16 protein-coding genes and 1 riboswitch are annotated in these 22,477 nt (G+C 71.1%); of the genes, 5 read left to right on the top strand and 11 right to left on the bottom strand.

Annotated features, from left to right (window positions below; genetic code table 11):
* The first annotated feature begins 185 nt into the window (after positions 1 to 185).
* From OG303_RS07915 to OG303_RS07900, 4 genes are all read left to right on the top strand, one after another.
* Positions 186 to 1,175 carry a cytochrome c oxidase assembly protein gene (locus OG303_RS07915; RefSeq protein ID WP_405866189.1) on the top strand — a complete coding sequence of 330 codons (990 nt, stop codon included), beginning with the start codon at positions 186 to 188 and terminating at the stop codon, positions 1,173 to 1,175.
* A gap of 67 nt (positions 1,176 to 1,242) precedes the next feature.
* Positions 1,243 to 1,419, top strand: a riboswitch (M-box (ykoK) riboswitch).
* Positions 1,420 to 1,787: 368 nt separating this feature from the next.
* Entirely contained in the window at positions 1,788 to 3,143 is a 1,356-nt protein-coding gene (locus OG303_RS07910) for a magnesium transporter MgtE N-terminal domain-containing protein (protein WP_405866187.1), read from the top strand.
* Positions 3,140 to 4,438 carry an NRAMP family divalent metal transporter gene (locus OG303_RS07905; protein ID WP_405866185.1) on the top strand — a complete coding sequence of 433 codons (1,299 nt, stop codon included), beginning with the start codon at positions 3,140 to 3,142 and terminating at the stop codon, positions 4,436 to 4,438. The genes OG303_RS07910 and OG303_RS07905 overlap by 4 nt, the downstream gene beginning before the upstream one ends.
* Before the next feature lie 311 nt (positions 4,439 to 4,749).
* Complete coding sequence (locus OG303_RS07900; RefSeq protein ID WP_405866183.1) at positions 4,750 to 5,079, top strand: hypothetical protein; 330 nt, start codon at positions 4,750 to 4,752, stop codon at positions 5,077 to 5,079.
* 23 nt (positions 5,080 to 5,102) lie between these two features.
* Here the strand turns inward: OG303_RS07900 and OG303_RS07895 are convergent, their stop codons facing one another.
* The 9 genes from OG303_RS07895 to OG303_RS07855 all read right to left on the bottom strand — a co-directional run bounded on the left by OG303_RS07895 (position 5,103) and on the right by OG303_RS07855 (position 19,664).
* Positions 5,103 to 5,969, bottom strand: coding sequence for a serine/threonine-protein kinase (locus tag OG303_RS07895; RefSeq protein ID WP_405866181.1), 867 nt, complete (start codon positions 5,967 to 5,969; stop codon positions 5,103 to 5,105).
* Positions 5,970 to 6,023: 54 nt separating this feature from the next.
* On the bottom strand, positions 6,024 to 7,889 hold the full coding sequence (locus tag OG303_RS07890) for a serine/threonine-protein kinase (RefSeq protein WP_405866179.1): 1,866 nt from the start codon (positions 7,887 to 7,889) through the stop codon (positions 6,024 to 6,026).
* A gap of 221 nt (positions 7,890 to 8,110) precedes the next feature.
* The gene (locus tag OG303_RS07885; protein ID WP_405866177.1) at positions 8,111 to 8,476 is read right to left on the bottom strand and encodes a hypothetical protein; all 366 of its coding nucleotides are present in this window, start codon (positions 8,474 to 8,476) and stop codon (positions 8,111 to 8,113) included.
* A 485-nt stretch (positions 8,477 to 8,961) separates the two neighbouring features.
* Positions 8,962 to 10,593 carry a protease pro-enzyme activation domain-containing protein gene (locus tag OG303_RS07880; RefSeq protein WP_405866175.1) on the bottom strand — a complete coding sequence of 544 codons (1,632 nt, stop codon included), beginning with the start codon at positions 10,591 to 10,593 and terminating at the stop codon, positions 8,962 to 8,964.
* A gap of 157 nt (positions 10,594 to 10,750) precedes the next feature.
* A complete protein-coding gene (locus OG303_RS07875; RefSeq protein WP_405866173.1) occupies positions 10,751 to 13,669 on the bottom strand; it encodes an AAA family ATPase in 2,919 nt (972 codons plus the stop codon).
* A 367-nt stretch (positions 13,670 to 14,036) separates the two neighbouring features.
* Positions 14,037 to 15,008 carry an NAD(P)-dependent alcohol dehydrogenase gene (locus OG303_RS07870; protein WP_405866171.1) on the bottom strand — a complete coding sequence of 324 codons (972 nt, stop codon included), beginning with the start codon at positions 15,006 to 15,008 and terminating at the stop codon, positions 14,037 to 14,039.
* A 93-nt stretch (positions 15,009 to 15,101) separates the two neighbouring features.
* The gene (locus OG303_RS07865; protein ID WP_405866169.1) at positions 15,102 to 15,341 is read right to left on the bottom strand and encodes an SDR family NAD(P)-dependent oxidoreductase; all 240 of its coding nucleotides are present in this window, start codon (positions 15,339 to 15,341) and stop codon (positions 15,102 to 15,104) included.
* A 52-nt stretch (positions 15,342 to 15,393) separates the two neighbouring features.
* Positions 15,394 to 17,493: a non-reducing end alpha-L-arabinofuranosidase family hydrolase gene (locus OG303_RS07860; RefSeq protein WP_405866167.1), complete on the bottom strand. Its 2,100-nt coding sequence runs from the start codon at positions 17,491 to 17,493 to the stop codon at positions 15,394 to 15,396.
* A 635-nt stretch (positions 17,494 to 18,128) separates the two neighbouring features.
* The gene (locus tag OG303_RS07855) at positions 18,129 to 19,664 is read right to left on the bottom strand and encodes an AMP-binding protein (protein WP_405866166.1); all 1,536 of its coding nucleotides are present in this window, start codon (positions 19,662 to 19,664) and stop codon (positions 18,129 to 18,131) included.
* A 431-nt stretch (positions 19,665 to 20,095) separates the two neighbouring features.
* On the opposite strand from OG303_RS07855, the gene OG303_RS07850 reads away from it, so the two are divergent.
* A complete protein-coding gene (locus tag OG303_RS07850; protein WP_405866165.1) occupies positions 20,096 to 20,416 on the top strand; it encodes an SMI1/KNR4 family protein in 321 nt (106 codons plus the stop codon).
* A 90-nt stretch (positions 20,417 to 20,506) separates the two neighbouring features.
* On the opposite strand, the gene OG303_RS07845 is transcribed toward OG303_RS07850, so the two are convergent.
* Both OG303_RS07845 and OG303_RS07840 read right to left on the bottom strand, forming a co-directional pair.
* Positions 20,507 to 21,121: a dihydrofolate reductase family protein gene (locus OG303_RS07845; RefSeq protein ID WP_405866163.1), complete on the bottom strand. Its 615-nt coding sequence runs from the start codon at positions 21,119 to 21,121 to the stop codon at positions 20,507 to 20,509.
* Between the two features lie 232 nt (positions 21,122 to 21,353).
* The gene (locus OG303_RS07840; RefSeq protein WP_405866162.1) at positions 21,354 to 22,472 is read right to left on the bottom strand and encodes an ABC transporter permease; all 1,119 of its coding nucleotides are present in this window, start codon (positions 22,470 to 22,472) and stop codon (positions 21,354 to 21,356) included.
* Between the last annotated feature and the right edge of the window lie 5 nt (positions 22,473 to 22,477).

Raw genomic sequence — 22,477 nt, 5'->3', positions numbered from 1 at the left:
TTTCGCCGCTCGTCCCCACACCTGCCGAACGTCGATCGCCCAGCCCCCTTGGTGTGGGTTCGGTATGAGATCGGTGTGACGGCGGCCGCTCCGGCAGGTACCCGGCGGGCGTGCGGAGCGGGCGGCGTAGGGTGCCTCGGCAGGTCCAATCGGGTGCTCGGTGCGCCGTGGAGGGAGTTCGCGTGATGGGGAGTCTGCCGGAGCTCACCGCGGGGCGGCTGCTGTCCTCATGGCGACTGGACGTCCCGGCACTGCTGCTCGTCGTGGCCCTCGGTGTCCTGTACGGCTGGGGCGTGCTGCGGCTGAGGCGCCGGGGCGAGCACTGGCCCGTGCCCCGCATCGCCGCCTTCGCGCTGCCGGGCCTCGGCACGCTCGTCGTGGCCACGATGTCCGCGCTGGCCGTGTACGACCGCGTGCTGTTCTGGCCGGCCGCGGTCCAGAACATCCTCCTCGACCTGATCGCACCGCTCGGACTGGCGCTGGGCGACCCGCTCCGGCTGGCCGTCCGTGCCCTGCCCGAGCGTGCCGCCGAGCGGGTGCAGGGCGCGATGACCGGGCGCCTCGTGCGTCTGCTGACCTTCCCGCTGGTCAGCACGGCCCTGGTGCTGGCGACCGAGCTGACGGTGTACTTCACCCCGTACTTCGAGACCGCCCTGCGCGAGGGCTGGCTGCACGACGTGATGTACCTGCACCTGCTGCTGGCCGGGTGCCTGTTCGTGGTGCCGGTGCTCACCCGCGAGGCGGCGCTGCCGAAGTGGTGCACGCATCCGGTGCGGGCGGCCCTGGTGTTCCTCGACGGGATCATCGACGCCGTGCCGGGCATCGTGGTGATGACCCACGGCACGCTGATCGCCGGCGCCTGGTACCTGCACCACGCCCCGTCCTGGGCGCCGGACGTGCACCACGACCAGCAGCTCGGCGGCGGCGCGATGATCAGCATCGCCGAGCTGGTGGCGCTGCCCTTCCTGCTCGCGATCCTGGTGCAGTGGGCGCGCACCGAGCGCGCCGAGACCGTGGCACTGGACCGCCGCCTGGACACCGAGCTGGTCCCGGCGGCACCCGCGGCGGCGACAGCCTCCACGGCGGGACCGGGCGCGGACGCGGACCTCGTACGCCCGTGGTGGGAGACCGAGAACAGCGAGGTCGCCCAGCGCATCCGTCGGCAACGGCCGTAGCTCGGTAAGAGAGGTCGCCGGCCGATTGGTTGCGGTGATCGCGGCGGGCGTATCGTGTGCCCCGTTGTAGGCACCTCGTTCGGTGAGGCGTCTTCACGGACACAGGCCACTGACCCCACGACGTCGAGAGACGCCCAGGTTCAGGACACCTCTCCCCGGCACAAGGGGTGAGGCCAAGTGGCTGCCCGCCCATCCGCGGGACTACGCCGTGGAGTGCCAAAGCTCTGACGAGTTGGGGTGAACCGGAGGCGATCGCGCGCCCTGGTCGCTCCTTGCCGAGTCGTTGTGACGCCCTGGGTGTCCCGGCCGGAGGGAGGCGAGAGATGGACAGTAGTCCGGGCCATAGTCGGCCCCGTTTCGCGTTGTCTGCGTTGTCCGTGTTCTGCACGTCGTTCTCGCCGTCCTGCCGCGGCACGAGGCAGCCGATCGCTTCCTGACCGTTCGTTCCGGTCGTCCGGCACTGTCGCCGGTCGCCTGCTCACGCCTGCCCGTCTCCGGGCCCGTGTACGGGTCTGCCCTGGTCAGGGTCGCCGGTGCTGCCTGGTGCCGCCCTGTGCCCCGCCGTCTCGTCGGGGCGAGGGGGTATTCACCCTGTCCACCAACACGCTGTTCATGTCCACTTCCGCCCGCCTGCGCGGCCGCCGTGGCCGCCGTGTCCAGTTGGAGCGCCGGGCCACCGCGTCCAGGGCCGTACGCGCTTCCCTGGTCTCGCTGGCCGGGCTGATTGGTGGGCCCGTCACCCACCAGGCCGGGGAGGAGGTCGGCCGGGTCGTCGACGTCGTCGCCCGGCTCTACGGCACCGAGCCCTACCCGCCGGTGACCGGCCTGGTCGTACGGGTCGGCCGCCGCCACGCCTTCCTGCCCGCCGACACCGTGGAGAAGGTGCACGCCGGGCGGATCGCTCTGCGCACCGCCCGACTGGACCTGCGTGAGTACGAACGCCGCCCGGGCGAAGCGCTGTTGGCCCGTGACGTGCTCGACCACCAACTCGTCGACGTCGACGGGGTGCAGGTCACCCGCGCCGCCGATCTGTACCTGGCCGCGCTGTCCGACCGGGTCGTGCTGGTCGGGGTGGATGTGAGCCTGCCGACCCTGCTGCGCCGGCTCGGTCCGCGCCGTTGGCAGGCGAGGCCGACCCCGGAGCGGGTGCTCGACTGGCAGTCCGTGGCGCCGTTTGCCGAGCACGCCACCGACGGGCCCGCCCAGGTCCAACTGCGCGCCTCGCGAAGGGCGTTGCACCAACTGCGCCCGGCGGACCTGGCCGACCTGCTCGAGGACCTCGGCCGGGCCGAGCGGCAGCAGCTGCTGCACATGCTCGAGCCCGCCGCCGCGGCGGACGCGCTGGAGGAGATGGAACCGGCCGAGCTGGAGAACCTGCTGCGCGAGGCCGAACCCGCCCATGCCGCCCGGCTGGTGGAGGAGATGGAGCCGGACGAGGCCGTTGACGCGCTGCGCGACCTGCACGAAGACGAGCGCGAACGCTTGCTGCAACGCATGCCCACCGCCCGGGCGGCGCATCTGCGTCGGCTGCTGGCCTACCCGGAGGGCACCGCCGGTGGTGCGATGACCACGCTGCTGGTCACCGCGCGCCGCGAGCAGAGCGTCGCCGAAGTGCGGGCGGTACTGGCCGCGCAGGCCGAGCACCGCACCGAGATCGACGCGATCGCCGTGCTCGACGACGACGGGCACCTGGTCGCCGACATCGCCCTGTTCGACCTGGCGGTGGCCGAGGACGCCACCGGGGTCGCCGAACTGACCGACTGGGTCGCCCAGTTCGGCCCACCGGTGACCGTGCGTCCCGACACCCGGCTGTCCGAGGCGGCCGAACAGTTGGTGGCCGCCCGCGTCTCGTCCCTCCTGGTCGTCGATGACACCGGCCGCCCGCTGGGCCGCATCCTCGCCGACGACGTCCTCGACACCCTGCTGCCCGAGCGCGGGCGCCTGCACTTCCGGAGGATCCTCCAGTGACCACCCGCGACCTCGAGCCCACCACCATCGACACCGCGGCCGCCGCCCCCGTCACGCGGCGGCGGGGCCTGGGCCGCCTGGCCGTGATCGCCGCGATCGCGGGGCCGGGCCTGGTGGCCGCCAACGCCGGCAACGACGCCGCCGGCATCGCCACCTACGCCTCCGCCGGGTCCCAATACACGTACGGCACGCTCTTCTTCATGGTGCTGGTGACCATCGCCCTGGTGATGGTGCAGGAGATGGCCGTCCGTCTCGGCGCCCACACCGGCAAGGGTCTCGGCGCCCTGATCCGCGAACAGTTCAGCCTCCGCCTCACCGCCCTGGCGGTGTTCTGTCTCCTGCTGGCCAACACAGGCCTGGTCGTCAGCGAGTTCGCCGGCATCGGCGCCGCCTTCGAACTGCTCGGCGTGCCCAAGTGGGCGGTCATCCCGCCGGCCGCGATCCTGCTGTGGTCGCTGGTGCTGTTCGGCTCCTACCGGTGGGCCGAACGCATCTTCCTCATCATGTCGTTGGCGTTCTTCGCCTACCCGATCGCGATGATCCTCGGCCACCCGCACTGGGGCGAGGTCGGCAAGCACCTCGTCGTCCCGCACATGGAGCCCAGCAAGGACTTCATCCTGCTCGCGGTCGCCCTGATCGGCACCACGGTCAGTCCATACATGCAGTTCTACGCCGCCGCAGGCGTCGTGGACCGAGGCGCCAAGCCGGAGGACTACCGCCTGATCAGGACGGACGCCGTGCTGGGGGCGGTGTTCGCCTGCGTGATCAGCCTGACCATCATCATCGCCACCGCCTCGGTCATCGGCGGCACCGGTCCGCTGAGCTCCGCCGCCCAGGCCGCCGAAGCCCTCAAGCCGGTGGCCGGCCAGAACGCCGAACTGCTCTTCGCCTTCGGCCTGATCGGGGCGTCGGCGCTCGCGGGCGCGGTCGTGCCCCTGTCGGCCAGTTACGCCATCGGCGAGGCCGCCGGCGTGGAACGCTCCGTCTCCCGCAGCTTCCGCGACGCGCCGCTGTTCCTCGGCCTGTTCACCGTGCAGATCGTGCTCGGCGCGGCCGTGGCGATGACCCCGGTCGACGTCATCCAACTCCTCATCGGCACCCAGGTCCTGCAGGGTCTGATCAGCCCCGTCGTCCTGGTCTACCTGCTGGTCCTGACCAACCGCCGCTCCGTGCTCGGCACGGCGGCCAACGGCCCCCGCTACCGCATCGCCGCCACCGCGGTGGTCATCGGCGTCGCCGGCATGTCCACGATCCTGCTCGTCCAGACTGTCCTCGGCTGGTTCGGCCTCGGCTGACCCGGGAACCCGCCCCTCGCCGTACGTCAGCAGGATCCCCGCTCGCGGCGGGACCCCTCCCCACCCCCGGCCCGTATAAAGGGCGGGCCCCATCGCCGGGGCTCAACAGCGGGAAAAGCCGTACGAGTTGAGGGGTGGGACCGATGACCACTGGCAGGGGCCGGGTCGGCGTCGTTGTGGCGCTGGCTCTGATGGCGGTTCTCTCCGGCTGCGGAGGGAACGGCGGCAGGGACGACGGTTCCGGGGAGGGTTCGGAGCCGTCGTCCTCGTCCGCTGCTTCTCCTACGAGTCCTTCTTCTACGAGGTCTCCCGTGGGCACTCCCACGAGTTCCCCCACGAGTTCCCCCACCAACGGATCGGCCGCGGCCGACGGCACCGATACCGACGCCTGCTTCGACGGACGGTGCGAGATCGCCGTGTCGAAGCCGATGACCATCAAGATCGACAGCCGGCTCGGCGTCAGCGATCTCCGGATCACGCAGATCAGGGACGACGCCGTGGTGCTCCAGTCCTCGGGCCCCGGAACGTTCCTGAGCACGTCGGTCGGCGCGGGCAGCACCGGCGGCCTGAACGACCTCCACTTCCGAGTGAAGTCCCTGGACGGCGGTACTGCGGTGCTGCAGTTCTTCCCGGGGGACTGACCGGCCTCCCGCCAACTCCCGGACTACCCCTCGGCTGCTTCGCGCAGACCGTTCGTCACCTCGCCGTGCCCCGGGCGGTGCAGCGGTGAGGCCGCCAGGAGGCGGGTGAGCAGGCCGCCGAGGCGTGACCCCGCCAGGCGGGGCGGCCGGGGCGTGGTGGCGGTGGCGCGGCCACCGACCTCGGCGAACGGGCCGGTGCCCTCGACGGCGACGTACAGGGTGGCGCCCAGGGCGAACAGGTCGGACGCCGGTGTGGCGGGGGAGCCGTAGAGCTGTTCCGGGGCGAGATAGCCGGGCGTGCCGAGGACCTGTCGTGCCTGGGTGTGGGAGGGGCTGCCCGTCATGTGCTGGGCTATCCCGTAGTCGGTGAGCACCACCCGCCCGTGCGGTCCTGAACCGTCCGGCGCCAGCAGGACGTTGGACGGCTTCACGTCCCGGTGCACGATCCCGAGGTGGTGTCCGGCCGCCAGCGCCCGGACCAGGGCGAGGCCGATCCGTGCGGCCCGGGCGGACGGCAGCGGCCCGCGTCCGGACCGCAACCGTTCGTCGAGCGCCTCCTGGAGGGTCGCGGCGCCACGGACGTACTCCATGACGATCCGTGGCCGGCCGTCCTCCTCGACGACGTCGTGAACCGTCACCACGTGCGGAGCCTCGCGCAGCGCTGCCAGGCTCCACGCCTCGCCGAACGCCCGCGCGATCCGCACCTCGGAGGGCTCCTCTCCCGGACCGCCCGCCGGCCGTACCAGGACCTCCTTCACGGCCACCTCGCGACGCAGCCGCCGGTCGTGGGCCAGCCAGACCCGGCCCATGCCGCCGGTGCCCAGGGGTCTTCTCAGCTCGTACCGGTCCGCGAGGACTCGCTCGGCCCGTTGGTGCTCGTCGTCGCTCATCTCCGCCGTCCCGGGCCGCCATTGCGTGTCCCTCGGTTCCTGACCGCGCGTGGGTCAGTACGCCGGTTTCAGCGCCCCGCCGGGAAGTTGCTTGCCGTCCTCCCGGTCCACACTGCACAGCGTGTAGCGGAACCCGTTGTCCCACTCCTCGTCGGTGGAGTACCAGCCCGACATCTCGTGTCCCCGGCCGCGAGCCCAGTCGACGCCGTACTTCTCCTGGCAGAGCCCGCCCATGTCGACGCTGTCCGCCGAGCCGTCGCCCGAGGCCCAAGTCCAGCCGACCATCTGCTCGTCGTGCGGTTTCTCGCAACTCACCAGGGTCTCGGTGTACTTGCCGTCCTTGTCCTTCTCGGCGTTGATGCAGTCACCCGGACCCAGCTGCGAGACGTACACCTTGTCACCGAACTTGCGGAAGTCGCCGAGCGGGCCGCCGAGGGTGGCGTGTTTGAGGAAGAGGAGGCAGGCCGCGGCCGGCGGCTCGCTCTGCCCGGCCTCGGGGGTCAGGACGTACAGCACCGGGTCGGCCATGGTCTTGCGCAGCTCCGACGTACGCCGGGTGCACTCGCTCTGTACGGCGCCGCCCGCCGCCACGGTCGCGATGACCTGGCCCTCGGGATCGTCGTCGTAGCAGTCGACGACCTTCAGGCCGGGCCGCCCCTTGAACGCCCCGCCCTTCCAGTCGGCGTCGACGCACTGTCCCGAGTTGAGTTCCTCGCGCAGCCCCGCCCGCCGGCCGTACGGGTACGCGCCGCGGGTCACGGTCGGGGACGGAGACGTGACGGCCTTGGCCCTGGTCTCCGCGCTCGCCGCTCCGTGTCCCGTGTCCCTGAACGTGCCGGCACCCAGGGCGAACCCGCCCCCTCCGACGACCAGCACGGCCGCGAGCGCCAGCAGTACGGGCGTACGCCGGGCGGGCGTTTTGCCGGTGCCCTCCGACGCGGGCCGGGTGTCCGGTGCCGACGCCGGGTCCGACGCCCGGGCGGGGGCGGGGGCGGGGGCAGGGAGCGCGGGAAGCGGCGTACTGCGGGGCCCGGACACCGGGGACTCGGAGGGCGCCGTGCCCGTGGCAGGGGAACCGGACTGCGTTGCCTCGGCGAGCAGTTCGCCCGCTTCGGCCGCCTGCGTGCGGTCCAGCGGATCCTTCGCGAGCAGCCCCATGATCACGCGGCTGAGCGGGGCGCTCGCCCGCTGCGGCACGGAGGGCTCCGTGGTCAGCGCCGCCATGAGGGCCGCGTCGATCGTGTCCCGCTCGAAGGGGGCGGCGCCCTCGACGGCGAAGTAGAGGGTGACGCCGAGCGAGAACAGGTCGGACGCGGGAGTCGCCTCGGCGCCGGACAACCGCTCCGGCGCCACATAGCCGGGGGTGCCGATCACCATGCCGCTCTGGGTGATCCGGGTCTCGCGGGGCCGCAGCGAGATGCCGTAGTCCGTGAGCAGCACCCGGAGGTCGGGGACGCCCGAATGGTCCGGTGCCAGAAGGAGGTTGGACGGCTTCACATCCCGGTGGATGATGCCGAGCCGGTGCCCGGCGGACAGCCCGTCGAGGGCGGCCGCCCCGATCCGGGCCACCTCGTCGCTCGGCAGCGGGCCACGCTCCTTCACCACGGCGTTCAGGTCCCGCGTACCCGGCAGGTACTCCATCACGATCCACGGGCGGTCCTCGGCCTCCACCACGTCGTACACCGTGATCACGTTCGGGTGCTCGCGCAGTTGCGCCGCTCTCAGGGCCTCCTTGCGGCCGCGGCCGACGGGGTCGTCGACGCCGCCGTCCGATGCGTGCGGTACGTCGATCTCCTTGACCGCGACCTGCGCCCGGAGCTCCTCGTCCTCGGCCAGCCAGACGCTTCCGCCGCCACCGGAACCCAGTCGCTGCCGCAGCCGGTAGCGCCCGGCGATGACGCGTTCCCGATCCCTTGCCACAGTGGTTCTCCCCCTCGACCGTGCGTCGAGCACGTCGCACACCCGCGACCACCCGACTGTTCCGCAATCCCGACCGGCCACCGGAAGCGAACGTCACGGCGGTCGGCGGCCCCATGCTCACCCGACCCGCTCGGGAGCCCTCCCGAAGAGGAATGCGCACGTGGCACCGGCAAAGGCAGGTGCGGGGGTTCGCCGACAGAGGGGTCGTCGGCGGCCAGCCATCAGATCCGGTCGGTCAGTTCCTCCGCGTACACCTGGGACAGCGGCTGAGGTCCCACGTACTGCTGGCAGTTGCACTGCCCCGCCTCGTAGTGCAGCGGGTTCTTGTCCTTGTCCCAGGCCGTGGGCACCTCGACGCGTTCGTGGCAGCGGCCGCTCTTGTCGTGCTTGGCGAGATGGTGCGTGCACCCGCACACCGGCTCCGGCGGTTTGTGCGCCGACTCGACGGCCAGGCGCTCCTGCTTGGCCGCCTCCATCAGCTCCAGCTTGCGCTGGTGCCGGTTGCGCAGTGCGGTGCGCGCGTTGTCGGCGAGCCAGGCGAAGCCGCCTGTCCAGAAGAGAATGAGCACCCACCAGAACCCGTGCATCAGTCACCATCCCCCTGTACGGCCGTGTGTGGTGCGGCAGTCCACGGTTCAGGATAGGCGTCGGGCGTCGAGCGTCGGTGGCCGCCGCGGGCGGGGTCGGTCGTGCAGTCGAACGGGCGGCCCAGCCACAGCAGTTGGGACAGCAGGTCGGATCGCCGCAGCAACGGCTCGACCACGTCGCACGCCGGACACCGGGGTTCGCTCGCCAAGGCCGCTGCGGCCGGGTCGTCGGACGGCCGCGGGCGTCTCGGTGCGGGCGGGCCGTCAGGCCCGTGGTGCGGCGCATACATCTGTGGTGCCTTCCCTGCGACGCGTGGGGATTCGGTCTGCTGAAGAAGACATTCAACTCACCGAAAGAGTTGTCCCGTTGCGCGAGGTGCCCCTGATCATCTGCCCTGGGAACCACTCCCACCATGGCCGAAGCGCGGGTCCGGGATCGCTCCCGGCCCGCGCTCGATCATCGGTCGGCGTTCAGCCGCCGGGCGTCAGCCGAGCAGCTTGCTCGCCAGGGTCGCGGCGTTGTACGAGCCCCAGCCGGTGGTGAAGTCCCAGCCGCTGGCCGCGGAGTAGGCGCCGTTGCTGCCGCTGGTGATGTCGTGGAAGCCGGTGCCATTCGCCGTGTAAAGGGCGGGGTTGGCGAAGCCGAGGTTGGCCTTGCCGGCCGCCGCGGCCTGCTGGTTGTACAGCGCGGCGAACGCCGCCCACTCGGGCGCGGCGGCGCTGGTGCCGCCGACCGAACTCCAGCTGCCCTGCGAGTAGATGGAGACGCCGGGGCTGGGGTTGGCGTGCGCGGAGACGTCCGGCACCTGGCGGAAGCCGCCGCCGGCGCTCTTCTGCACCGCGGTCTGCCAGCTCGGGATCTTGAAGACGGAGGACTTGCCGCCGCCGCCCCCGGACCAGGCCACCTCCTTGCTGAAGGCGTTGGACGAGGTGACGGTCAGCTTGGTGCCGCCGACGCCGGTGACGTACGGGTCGCTGGCCGGGTAGTCGACGGCGGTGGTGCCGTCGCCCGCGTCGTCGGAGCCGTCGTCGCCGGAGGCCGCGTAGAAGCCGAGGCCCTCGGCGGCGCCCGCCTTGAAGACGGCGTCCACGGCGTTCATGCCGGAGGTGGTGCGCGCGCTCTCGGCGGCGCCCCAGCTGATCGAGGTGGTCGGGATGCCGCTGTCGACGATGGCCTGGTAGGTGTCGACCTCGCCGGCGTCGGTGTTGGGGCCCTCGAAGACGGTGACGTTCGCCTTGGGGGCGATCGCGTGCAGGACCTCGATGTCCAGCTCGACCTCGACCTGGCCGTCACCGAGCGCGCCCGAGCCGCCGCTCACCTTCTGCACGGTCGGGGTGGGCGAGCCCAGGCTGTAGTTGGTGTCGTACTTGGTGATGTTGGACTGCTGGAAGCCGTCGAACTCGAGCAGCGCGATCTTCTGGCCGCTTCCGGTGTTCGTACCGGAGACGTTGTAGCCGCCCTTGAGCTGGGCCGGGGTGTAGCCGCCGCCGGGGCCGTCGTGGGGGGTGACGCTGGACGGCGCCTGGTGGTGGAGCAGGACGTGGTTGTTGAGGCCGGCCACGTCGCTGACGAGGGAGGCGATGCCGGTCGGCAGCGTCGGCGCGCTGTCGTTGGCGTAGAACGAGCGCCCGGACGTGGCGTCCTTCCACGTCGACAGCTTGGTGCCGAAGGCCTTCTCCAGCTGGGCGGCGGTACCGCTGGCGTCGACCAGCAGGTTGCCCGAGTGGACCTTGCCGACGGTGAGCCCCTGCGCCCGCAGGTAGTCCTTGACCTGCTTGACCTCGGCGTCGGTCCGGCCGAAGCGGGCCGCGAACTGGCTTTTCGTCAGATAGTGGCCGTACGAACTCGACTTCGGGTCGCTGACCTTGGCGACGAAGGTGTCAAGTGCCTTGTCGTCTCTGGGAGTCAGGCTGACGGCCACCGATATGCGCTTCGTCGCGGCGACCTTGCCGGTGCGGTCGGCGTGCCGGCTCAGGCCCTTGAGGACGTCTCCGGCGACGGCCGCCCGGGTCGTGTGCGGCTGGGGGGCGCCGGCGGCGTAGGCGGCGGCCGGGACGGCGGCGGCGATCAGGGCCGGCGCGGCGACCAGACCGAGCAGTTTCAGGCGAGACTTCACTGAAGTCCTCCGGAGTGTGGGGGGTTGTGTCCCGGAAGCGGAACGCCTCCACGCTAGGAACATCGACCCCACCCGCATAAGCGGGGGAACCCTTGCGTTGCGTGTTAACTGCAGATGTCACGCGGCCGCAGGGTGTCGCGCGAGCGCAGAAGTCGCGTCAACGGAGGGTGCCGCGGGCCCGGGGCGTGCGGACACGGCCGGGCTGACTCGTCATCACCGCCTGTACCTGTGGCTTCAGTTGGCCGTCGTCGCCGGCATCGGCGGCCACCGTGGCCGCCCCGGAGGCGAGGACGGCGACCGCCATCGCATGGGCGAGCGCGGTGCGCGAGCGGACCCCGAACTTGCGGTAGACCCGCGACAGCGTCCCCTCCACCGTCTTGACGCTGATGAACAGCTCTGCGGCCACCTCACGATTGGTGGCCCCGCCGCCGACCAGCTCGGCGATCCTGGCCTCCGTGGGGGTGAGGTCGGGCCCGCCCGAGCCCGCCTCACTGCTCCTGTCACCGGCTTCCAGTCGCGCCAGTTCGTCCCTCGCCCGCGCCGCCAGCGGAGCGGCGCCGATCCGTGTCGCGGTCTCCAGTGCCTCGCCGAGGACCGCGCGCGCGGCGCTCCTGCGCCGGGAGCGGCGCTCGACCGCGCCGAGCGCGATCAGAGTGCGCACCAGCTCTACGGGCAAAGGAAGTTGGCGCAGACGGTCCACCGCGGCCCGCAGTCGCACCGCCCCTTCCTTCGCCCGGCCGAGCCCCGCCTCACGCAGCCCCTCCGCCCGTTCCAGAGCCGCCAGTACGCTGCCGGGCGGATCGCCGGACACGCGCGCGTGGGCCTCGCGGATCACGGCTCCGGCCGCGTCCGTCTCGCCCAGGACGACCAGGGCTTCGGCCAGGTCGCTGTACCAGTGCAGCAAGGGCGGGTCGGCGGCGCACATGGCCTCGCCGAGTTCCTTGACCCGCTGGAGCGCATCGACCGCGGCCGCCGCCCCGCGTGGGTCGCCGCTGAGCAGTTCGGCCTGCCCGAGCACGGCCAACGCCCGCAGCAGGAACAGCCGGTCGCCGTCGGCCTCCGAGGCGCGTACCGCCTGCTCGGCGAGGTGCCGGGCCTCCTCGGCGGTACCGCCCGCGGTCGCCGCGAGCGCCGCCGCATACAGCGCCGGCGCCGCCTGAACGTCCGTCTCCGTCAAGGCACTTGAGCAGCGGGCGGCGGCCTGCAGCGCCTCCCGGCAGTGACCGGAACGTACCTGAATACGCGTCAGTGCCACCAGCGTCGCCAAGACCTCCTCGACCCCGGCGAACTCGCCGATGGCGGCGAGGAGTTCGACGACCTGGTCGCGGGCCTCGGTGACCCTGTCGGAGTCCAGGGCGAGGATCGCGCGCATCCGGATCAGCCCCCAGCTCTCCGGTCCGCCGTGGACACCGCCGACCAGCGCGAGCGCCTCCTCGAGCGCGGCGTCGGCGGCGACCGCCTCCCCGGCCAGGGACTGCACCCGGCCGAGAGTGGCGAGCGCCCCGATCCGGGTGTCCGTGTCGCCGGCCGCTGCCGCCTGCCGGGCGGCGCGCCGGGCATGCCGGGCCGCATCGCCCAACTCCCCGCACAGCAGGCCTCGTACGGCTGCCCAGTGGTGCAGCCATGCCTCGGCCTCGGGGTCACCCTCGGCGTCCCGGAGGCCGTCCGCGATCAGGGCATGAGCACCCTCCAGTGCCTGCCCGGCGTTGCGCAGCAGGATCAGCCGGGCCCGCACCCGGCGCCGTGCGGATCCCGACTCGGAGAGGACGGATCCGGCCGCCCGCTCCGCCTCCTCCAGTTGTCCGGCGTCGCAGGCGAACTCGGCTGCGGCCAGCAGCCGGTCGGCGCGCTCCGCGGGGCGGTCGCCGGGGGTGCGGTGTGCGGCAAGCGCGGCCAGTTCGGCGGCGGCATCGGGGGCGCCGTGGCGGCGCGCCGACTCGGCAGCGGACATCAACGTTCGGGCGGTGGACTCGTCCTCGTGCGGATGGGCGAGGGCGAGATGACGGGCCTGCTCCACGGGCTCGGTCACCGCGCGGGCCAGCAGCGCGTGCGCCTGCCGACGGCTGTTCACCGGGGCGTCGGCGTACACGGCGGCCCGGACCATCGGATGCCGGAAGCGTACGGTTCCGCCCGCGTCGGCCGTCGCGACGCCGTGACGTTCGGCTTCCGCGAGGTCCCCGGCGGGGTCGTGGAGCCCGGCGGCCCGCAGCAGTGTGAGGCTGGGGTGCGCGGCGGCACTCGTCACGAGGAGGGTGCGCTGCGCGGCTTCCGGCAGCGAACGCACCTGCTCCAGCAGCGGGTTACGCAGCCTTCGGGGTACGGGCAGGGTCCAGCCGAAGCCCACGGGCGCCTCGTCGCGCAGGGCTGCCTGCCCCAACTCCAGTGCGTACGAAGGGTTCCCGGCAGCGGCGCCCTGGATCGCCCGCAGGACCGCCGGTGGCAGGTCGGCGCCGACGTCGGCGGCCACGAGGTGGGCCACCTCGTCGTCCGTCAGTGGTGGCACGGGAAGTTCGGCGGTGTCCGGCGGGCAGCAGTGCGGCCGTTGGGGCTGCTCGCCGTCGGCCACGCGCTCGGCGGCCACCATGCGGATGTCGAGGCCGTCGAGGCGGCGTACGGCGAAGGCGAGCACCTCGGCGCTCGGTCCGTCGAGCCACTGCAGGTCGTCGACGGCCAGCAGAACGGGCCCGGTGGCGGCCAGAGTTCGCAGCACGTCGAGGACGGCGAGGCGCACCGCGAGAAGGTCACGGTCACCTTCCGGCTCCCGGCCTTGCAGCAGGGCCGCCTTCAGTGCCGCCCGGGGCTCGGGCGCCAGGGCCTCCACGCAGCTCTCCGGAACTCGCGCGAACAGGTCGACGAGCCCGACGAACGGGAGCCCGGCGTCGTCCTTCGCCGGCGAGCAGCGCAGCACCGTGCATGCGGGCAGGGCTGTTGCCGCCAAGGACGCCACGAGGGCCGCCGCGAGCATGGACCTACCGATGCCGGGGGGACCGTAGAAGAGCACGCCGGGACGAGTCGTCAACTCGGTCCGGGCGACTTCGAGCAGCTCGCGGCGCCCGATCAGTGACCGTATTCGCACGGAGGCCGCCCACTTCTCGCCCTTCGGGTGGCACCCGCGGTCTCCGTGCCCGCTCCGCCCGGTGACGGTCCGCACCCGGCGCGGAGGCCGGAGCCGTCGGTGCGGCGCGGGCAGCAGATCCCAGGACGTCGGAGCATGTGGTCATGACAACCTTTGTGGATTCGGCTTGTCAACGACATGCCGCGTGTCCAGGGGAGTTGACCACTGGCATGAGCCTTGGGGCGACATGAGACTTGGGGTGACACCTCCGCGTCCGAAGCCACCGACTACGTCGACGCGGTGACGCCACGTCCGCCGGGGCGCGCGTGCCTTCTGCGCACACCCGGGTTGCGGGCCCGTCCACCGCCCGTGCGAGCCCCCGAGATGCTCAGACGGTGACGACGAGCTTGCCCTGCGGGTGTCCCGTCTCCAAGTGGCGTACCGCGGTGGCGGCTTCGGCCAGTGGATAGGTGCGGTCGATGACCGGCTTGATCGCTCCGGCCTCGGCGAGTTCCGTGAGCGTCAGCAGGTCCTGCTGCCGCGTGGCGGCGATCACCGGGCGCAGCCTCTGCCCGACGAAGGCGGACAGCACCAGGCCGCGCACCCACCGGTCCGTGCCGCCGAGCACGGGACCGCCGTCCTCGCCGCCGACGAACACGGCGGTGCCGCGCGGGGTGAGGACGCGGCGCAGACGGGAGAGGGGCCGGTTGCCGGCGGCGTCGAGGACGAAGTCGTAGCGGACGGGCCGGTCGGTGATGTCCTCCCGCGTGTAGTCGATGACGTCGTCGGCGCCGAGCGAGCGGACGAGATCGGCACCGGTGGGTCCGCAGACTCCGGTGACCTCGGCGCCGTAGTGGACGGCGAGCTGGACGGCGTACGTGCCCACGCCGCCGGAGGCGCCGATGACCAGGACCTTCCGGCCGGGGCGCGGTCGGTCCATGTCCAACGCCTGGAGGGCGGTCACCGCAGAGACCGGGAAGGCGGCGGCCTGCTCGAAGGTGAGGCTCGGCGGCTTGGTGGCGAGCTGTTCGGCCTTGCCGCACGCGTACTCGGCGAAGGAACCGTTGCACTGGCCGAAGACCTCGTCCCCGGGCTTGAGCGAGGTCACCCCCGCACCGACCGCGTCGACGACCCCTGCGGCGTCCCATCCCCGCACGTGGTGGGCGGGCCTTCGCAGACCGATCTGCGGATTGAGACGGGCGAAATACGGCCGTCCGGTCATGAGATGCCAGACGCTCGGGTCCACGCCGGCCGCGCGCACCCGGACGAGCACCTCGTCCTCGCGGGGGACCGGCGGGTCGATGTCCCGCAGGCGCAGCTGGTCGGCGGATCCGTACGCGTGCTGGACGATGGCCTTCATCGGGGCTCCTTGACCGCTGCTGCGTCAGGGCTGCTCTTTTCGGGATCGTCCCCACGGACCGCGCCGTTGGCCAGAGCCTGACGGGACAGCCGGTCAGGAACCGGTCACGGTGTCCAGCGCCATGGCCACCAACTGGCCCTCCAGAACCTGCTGTTCCGGCGTGAGGGCCGCCCGGAACGGGCTCCTCTCCTTGGCGACGGAGGCCAGTTCGGGGGCGCGTCGTGCCGTGAGGACGAACCTGTTGCCGCCGTCGGCGAGTTGGCGTGCCACCTGGGCACCGATGCCGGACGAGGCGCCGACGATCAGAACCGTCCTGCCGGTGATGCGCGCCATGGTGGCCCTTCGCCCCGGGGATGGGCGACCAGCGTAGACGCGAAGTCGGCGGTCAACAGGTCGAGTTGGTCTGGGTGAGGAGTCCGAGACGCCACGGCAGAGTGTTGTAGTCGCCAGTGGCGTTGGGGTCCTTGCCCTGGTACAGGTACTGCAGCCGGCAGGAGGGGATGGTCAGCGTCTGGTCGTAGCCGGAGCGGATCATCTCGCCGTGACTGATGTCCTGCGTCCAAGTACCCGCGGGGAAGGTCACGTTGGTGGACCGGGCGAAGGGGTTGCTCTCGGACGCGGCCAGCGCCGTCCAGGTGCCGGCGATACTGCTGGAGGTCCAGGAGCGGAAGTAGCGCCGGTTGTCGGATCCGATCGCCTCGACCAGCAGTAGGTACTGGTTGCTGCCCTGCACCTTGTACACGTTGCTCGCCTCGAACAGCGCGTACTTGTTGGAGTCCTGGGCCGCGATGACGGTGTTGGTGAAACCCTTCGGGAACTGCCCCACCGTCGTCTGCGAGCGGTACAGGTGGCCGTTGTCGTCGGAGGAGAACAGATAGCAGTTGGCGCTGTCGCAGATCACCCACATGTCGACCCAGTAACCGCTGCCGATGTTCTGCTTGATGATGTCCGGCATCGACGCGTAGAAGTTGCGCGGCGCGCTCCACCCGTTGGGGTTGCCGATGTCGGAGTTGGTCGAGTACGAGGCGTTGCCCGTCTGGTACACGAGATACCAAAGGCCCTGCGGCGCGTAGTAGAACACCTGCGGCGCGGCCCGGTACCCGGTGCCGATGGCGCTGCGGTCCAGGTAGTAGTGGGTGGCGGAACCCGCCTGCGACCAGTCGGTGAAACTCAGGTAGACCAGGCTGTAGCCGGAGGCACTGGCGACGCTCGCGAACACGTGGTACTTGCCGTTGTAGTAGACGACCGAGGGATCCTTGATGCCCGCGATGGTGTGGGTGGAGTCCGACTTGGGCGCGATCAGCTGACTGCTGGAACTCCAGCTGTAGCTGCTCGGGAGGGCGGCGACCGCGGACGCACTTCGAGTGGTCGCGGACGCACTCCGGGCTGCTGCGGGCGAACTCGGGGTGCCGGTGGACGAACTCCGTGCCGCGACGGCGGTGCCGCCCAGCGCGGTGAGTACTGCCTGGTAAGCGGCCTTCTTGTTACCGGAGTTGTCGAAGAGCAGCGGGTTCTGGCCGGTCCGCCAGGAGTCGCTGTCCCGGATGCCCCACACGGTGATGCCGGTGCAACGCGACACGTTCATGCACGCCCTGACGGTGTTCGTGTACGCGGCTGCCGGCGCCTGCGCGATGTCCAGCTCCGTGATCTGTACGTCGACGCCGAGCGCGGCGAAGTTCGACAGCGTGGTCTGGAAGCTTGCAGGCGGGCCGCCGGTGCCGAAGTGGGCCTGGAAGCCGACACAGTCGATGGGGACGCCGCGCGCCTTGAAGTCGCGGACCATGGTGTAGACGCCCTGGGTCTTCGCGTCGGTCCAGTTCTCGATGTTGTAGTCGTTGTAGCAGAGCTTGGCCGACGGGTCGGCCGTCCGCGCGGTGCGGAACGCCTCCTCGATGAAGCCGTTGCCCAGCACGTTCTGGAACACCGAACTGCGATGCTGGCTGCTGCCGTCGGCGAACGCCTCGTTGACCACGTCCCAGGCGTAGATCCTGCCCTTGAAGTGGGCCATCTCGGTGGTGATGTGGTTGTTCATCACGCTGCGCAGGGTGTTCGCGTCGGTGATGGAGCTGACCCAGCTGGGCAGTTGGGAGTGCCAGACGAGGGTGTGACCGCGCAGGCGCTGGCCGTGTGCGCCGGCGTGGCTCGCGATCTGGTCGGCCGGACCGAAGTTGAACGAGCCGCGGGAGGGCTCGATGGTGTCCCACTTCATCTCGTTCTCGGGCGTGACCATGTTGAACTCGCGGTCCAGGATGGTCGAGTACGTCGAGTCACCGAGCTTCCCGGCGGCCACCGCGGCCCCGAAGTACCGTCCGGACTGGGCGGCTTGGGCGCCGAGCGTGGCGGCCTTGATGGGTGCGGGCTCCGGCGCCGGCGCCGCAGTGGCGGTCCCGGTCGTCACCAGAGTGGTGGGAGCCACCAGGGCGGTGGCGACCACCAGGCCTAATACCGAGGCCCTTCGTCGGCTCAACCGCTTGATCAGGTTCATGTTTCTCCTCGTACGGTCGGGTGCGGGTGCGGGTGCGGGTGCGTCAGGGCGTTGAGAGTTCGAACCGCGTGACACGGACCGAACCGCCGTGCGCCTGTGGGTCACCGCTTCGCGCTCTCGCCCGGTGAGAGGGTGGGAGCGCTCCCATTGGGCGGCGGTCTGGTGCGAAGACCAGTGAGCGGGCATGTGAAGCTCCAGTCGGCGGTCGGGGTCCACCTCGTGCGAGTGCGCTGGGCGCCCCGGACGGTCCCGGCGCGGTGGCCGGGACGGGCTTTGCCGGTACGGATGGCGCGGGTGCTGTCCTGCTCCGCCGACGCGGCGTGCGCGGGTCACCCACCCGCCGCTGTCCGGAATATCGAACGGGAGCCGTGCTGTCGGACGTCAAGGATGATAGGAGCCCCACGGGAAGCGTCAATACCTCACGCGCCATTCGGCCCGCCGGCGCACCCGCCGAGATCTGTACGCCGAGAGGTGTGCGGCCGGACCGCCGAGACCTGTGCGGCGAGAGGTGTGCGGCCGGCCAGCAGAGACCTGTGCGCCGGGCCGCCGGGACCTGTACGGCCGGACCGGGGGACCGGCCGCACACGTCCTACCCGCTCGCGCCTGAATCCCCGTCAGTCGCTCTTGAACCCCCGTCAGTTCACGCCGCGTTCGTGCCCTTCCCAGTAGGGCGCGCGGAGCTTGTACTTCTGCAGCTTTCCGGTGGCCGTCCGCTCCAGAGCGCTGCGGAACTCCACGGAGGTGGGGGCCTTGAATCCGGCGAGGCGTTCCTTGCAGTGCTCGATGAGTTCGTCCTCGGTGACGTCGGCGTCGGGCGCGCGGACGACCAGGGCCTTGATGGTCTCGCCCCACTTCTCGTCCGGTACGCCGATCACGGCGACCTCGGCGACCGCGGGATGGCTGAAGAGCGCGTCCTCGACCTCGATGGAGGACACGTTCTCGCCGCCGGTGATGATGACGTCCTTCTTGCGGTCACTGATGGTGAGGTAGCCGTCGTCGCCGATCGTGCCGCCGTCCCCGGTGTGGAACCAGTCGTCCGCCAGCGCCTCGGCCGTCTCCTCGGGCTGCTGCCAGTAGCCCTCCAGGATCACGTTGGAGCGGGCCAGTACCTCGCCGGAGGCCGAGGTCCGCAGCGTCACGCCGAGGGCGGGCGCGCCGGCTCGCGCCAGTTTCTCCGCCCGCTGGTGCGGATCGACGTCGTCCCATTCGGCGCGGCCGCGGTTCACCGTGAGCAGGGGTGAGGTCTCGGTCAGGCCGTAGATCTGGATGAACTCCCAGCCGAGCTCGCTCTCCACCCGGGCGATGGTGCGGGTCGGCGGCGGTGCTCCCGCGCAGATGATCCGCACCCGGTCGCGGCCGGGGATCTCGTCCGGCCAGGTCTCCGCGGCGGTGAGCACGGCATTGACCACCGCCGGCGCCGCACACATCACGGTCACTCCGTGCTCGGCGACCCGGCGCAGGATCTCGGCGCCGTCCACCTTGCGCAGGACGATGTGGGGCACGCCCAGGGCGGTCATCGCGAAGGGCATGCCCCAGCCGTTCGCGTGGAACATCGGCAGGGTGTGCAGGTACACGTCCCGGTCCGAGACACCCGCATGCAGGGCGAACGTCACCGCGTTGACCCAGATGTTGCGGTGTGTGATCTGCACGCCCTTGGGGCGGGCGGTGGTGCCGCTGGTGTAGTTGACGGTCGCGGTCGCATCCTCCCTGGCCTCCCAGGGCGTCGGCTCCGCGTCGAAGCGGTACAGCTGTGCGTCGGACTCCGCCCCCATGACGAAGCGGTGCTCGCAGTCGATCCCGGCCAGCCGGTCGGAGAGCTCCGGGTCCACCAGCAGCACACTGCATCCGGAGTGGCCGACGATGTAGTCGACTTCCTCGGGCGACAGCCGGAAGTTGACCGGCACCAGCACCCTGCCGTATCCGGACACCCCGAAGAACGAGGTCAGCAGCCGCGCGCTGTTGTGCGAGACGACTCCGACGCGGGCCCCGTGCGGAACCCCGAGCGCGTCCAGCCCCGCGGCCTGGGCGCGTGCGAGTTCGCCTACGCGTCGATAGGTCAACTCCTGCCAGGGGACGGCCGGTTGGTCCGGTTCGTCGACGATGCCGACGCGGTCCGGATACACGGTCGTGGCGCGGTCCAGAAAGTCACGCGCCCCGAAGGGAACGAACATCGAAGCCTCCCTGCTCTGCGAGGTGGCACTTCACGGTGAGTCGGACTCCCATCTGACCCGTCTCCCGGGACGAGGGGTACCCCCGAGCAGGGGTGTCTCGCAGAAAGGGCCGCGGTGTTGCCCGTCTGGTCGATGGCGCGAGACGCGGGCGTCTTCGTGTGCCGGGACATCGGCAGCCCTCCATCGGGGGCGGCCCGATTACTGAGGGGCCGTGGGGCGGACCTTGACCAGAGGCGCCGTCGGAGCCGCTGTGCACCCAGGTGTCCGTCGCGCCGCCCGAACCACCCTGCGGGGCAAGGGCGTTGTCAGTTGTTGAGCCACGACCGCCGGAAGCCGCCACGAGTATCAATGTCAGTGGCGGCTGGCAGCATCGAGAGTATGACGGACAGCATCGACGGCTGGCGGTCCTTCCGGGAGCGCTGGAGCCAGGAGTGGGCGGACGCGCAGGACCCGGACACGTCGGCGGGGGAGCGGAGCCGAGGGACGAGGAACCCCTCAGCGCACGTCGGCTGGGGTTCCCTCCCGCCTCCGAGGAGCGGATCCTCGCCGTCGAGGAGCGGCTCGGGCACCGGCTGGCGCCCTCGTACCGGACGTTTCTGGCGGTGAGCGACGGCTGGCGGAATGCGGGCGGCTTCGTCCGGCTGCTCGCCGGCACCGACGGAGTGCGCCGGCACGAGGACGCGTCGGGCCTTTCCGATATGCGACCGCCAGCTGGATCCGTACCGGGCCCTGAGATCCGTACCGGGCCCTGAGATCCGTACGTGACCCCGAGACCGTGGATGTACAAAGCCCTGACCGGCGACCGGGACTCCGGTGGCCTTCCGTCGACGGTCCGGGCCGGGTCACTTCACGAAGCGGTACTTCAGGTGGGTGGCGAGGGGCGTGTCGACCACTCTGACCGGCTCGAGGTGCCGCCGCGCGGCGCCCAGCCCCTCGAAGAGCCGCAGCCCCTCGCCGAGGACCGCGGGCACCACGTGCAGTTGCAGCTCGTCGATGAGCCCTTCCCCGAGGTACTGCTGCACCGTGCTCGCCCCGCCCGCGATGTCGATGTTCCGGTCTCCGGCGGCGGCCTTCGCCTGGTCGAGGGCGCTGTGGATGCCGTCGTTGACGAAGGTGAAGGTGGTGCCGCCCTCCTTGACCAGGGTCGGCCGTGGGCGGTGGGTCAGCACGAACACCGGGGTCCGGAACGGCGGGTTGTCGCCCCAGAACTCCTCGCCTGTGTCGTACATCATCCGGCCCATGACCACCGCTCCAGTGGTGTCGAACCACTCGCGCATCAGCTCGGAGTCGCGGTTCTCCTCCCCGCCGGTCATCCCCTGGCGCTCCCGCCAGCTCGCCAGGTTGTGGATCCACTCGAAGAGCGGCTCGGCGCCGTCGCCGCCCGGATTGTCGATGGCGACGTTTGTTCCGGCGACGTAGCCGTCGAGGGAGATGGCCATATCTGCGGTCACGGTCACGATGAGGTGCTCCTCAATCCTGGGATGTGCTGCCTACACCCTCACGTCGATCGGGAACCGGCGGAATCGACATGCCCCGCGACACGCGCCAGATCCCGCTGCGACCACATCTCAACCACGTCTCTCGACCACGTCTCTCCAGCACGTCCTTCGAGTACGTCCCTCAAGCGCATCCTTCGAGCGCATCCTCCGGCATCCTTCGAGTAGGTCCTTCGAGCAAGCCCATGCGTGCCTACACCCGCGCGGCATGCACGATCGCGGCAGATGCGGCGATCCGGTCGAGCAGGTACAGGCCGGCGACGCAGAGAGCGATCCAGACCGACAGCACCACAACACCGTTGGCCAGCCCGTCGTGGTGGAAGTAGGCCAGTCCGTCCAGAGCGCGGACGCCGACGCCCGGAGGCATCACCGAGGAGAGCGGCTTCAGCCAGTCGGGCAGAAATTCGGGCGGCAGCACCCCACCGCTGCTGGCGTTCCCCATGACCAGCAGGAAGATCGACGCCAACAGGACTCCGATCGGGCCGAAGATCCGGATCAGGAGTACGGTGGCCGCCCCCACGGCCCCCGCCATCAGCGCCACGAGCCCCGCGATGCCCAGGAAGGGACCGGGTATCGCGCCGAAGGCCGTACTCGCGATGAGTGCCGTTGCGAGTCCGCCGACCACCGCGAACAGCGCCAGACTGCTCACGCGCTGTCCGAAGGAGAGACGTGGTGCCACTTGGTAGGTCACCTGGCCGAAGAGAAAGCCTGCCAGCACCAGCCCGAACGACGCGTAGAAGACCGACAGACCCCGGCTGTCCCCGCTGGAGAGCGGAAGGATGTCGACCACGGGCCATTTCTGGGTTGCCGGCTGACAGCTCGGGGAGCACAGGCCGGCGAGCGGTGCCACCAGCGCGGACACCGCCGGACCGTTCGCGCCCGCGTACACGATCTTGGGATCGCCGCCGTCGGCCAGCAGCGCGGCATACACCTTGCGGTGCTCGACCGCCCAGCGGGCCGAGGCGTTGTCCGGGTACCGGTCGACCTGGAAGCCGTCCGGTGAGACACGCTGCAACCGGACGTCGAAGAGTGCCGCGGTCTTGTCGGACGCGGCGACGGCGACCGGCAGACGGTGTGCCTGGGGCGTATGGAAGGCGGCGAGGAAGACGCTGACGAAGACGAGGCCGATGGTCAGCACAGTGACCACGGGCCTGAGCACTGCCTGCGGGCCGGTGAGCCCCGGCCGCTGGGGCGGGGCGTCGCTCTGCGGACCCGCATAGTGGCGATGTCGCCCCGGGCCCGGTCCCGGGTCGATGTCGGGGAAATGATCGTCGGGGAAGTGATTCTGACTTGTGGATGCGGTGCTGGACATGGTTC

The sequence above is a fragment of the Streptomyces sp. NBC_00005 genome (genome assembly GCF_045160215.1).
Classification (GTDB): domain Bacteria; phylum Actinomycetota; class Actinomycetes; order Streptomycetales; family Streptomycetaceae; genus Streptomyces.
Note: the sequence above shows the minus strand (reverse complement) of the source record. Positions and strands in the feature narration are given on the sequence as shown.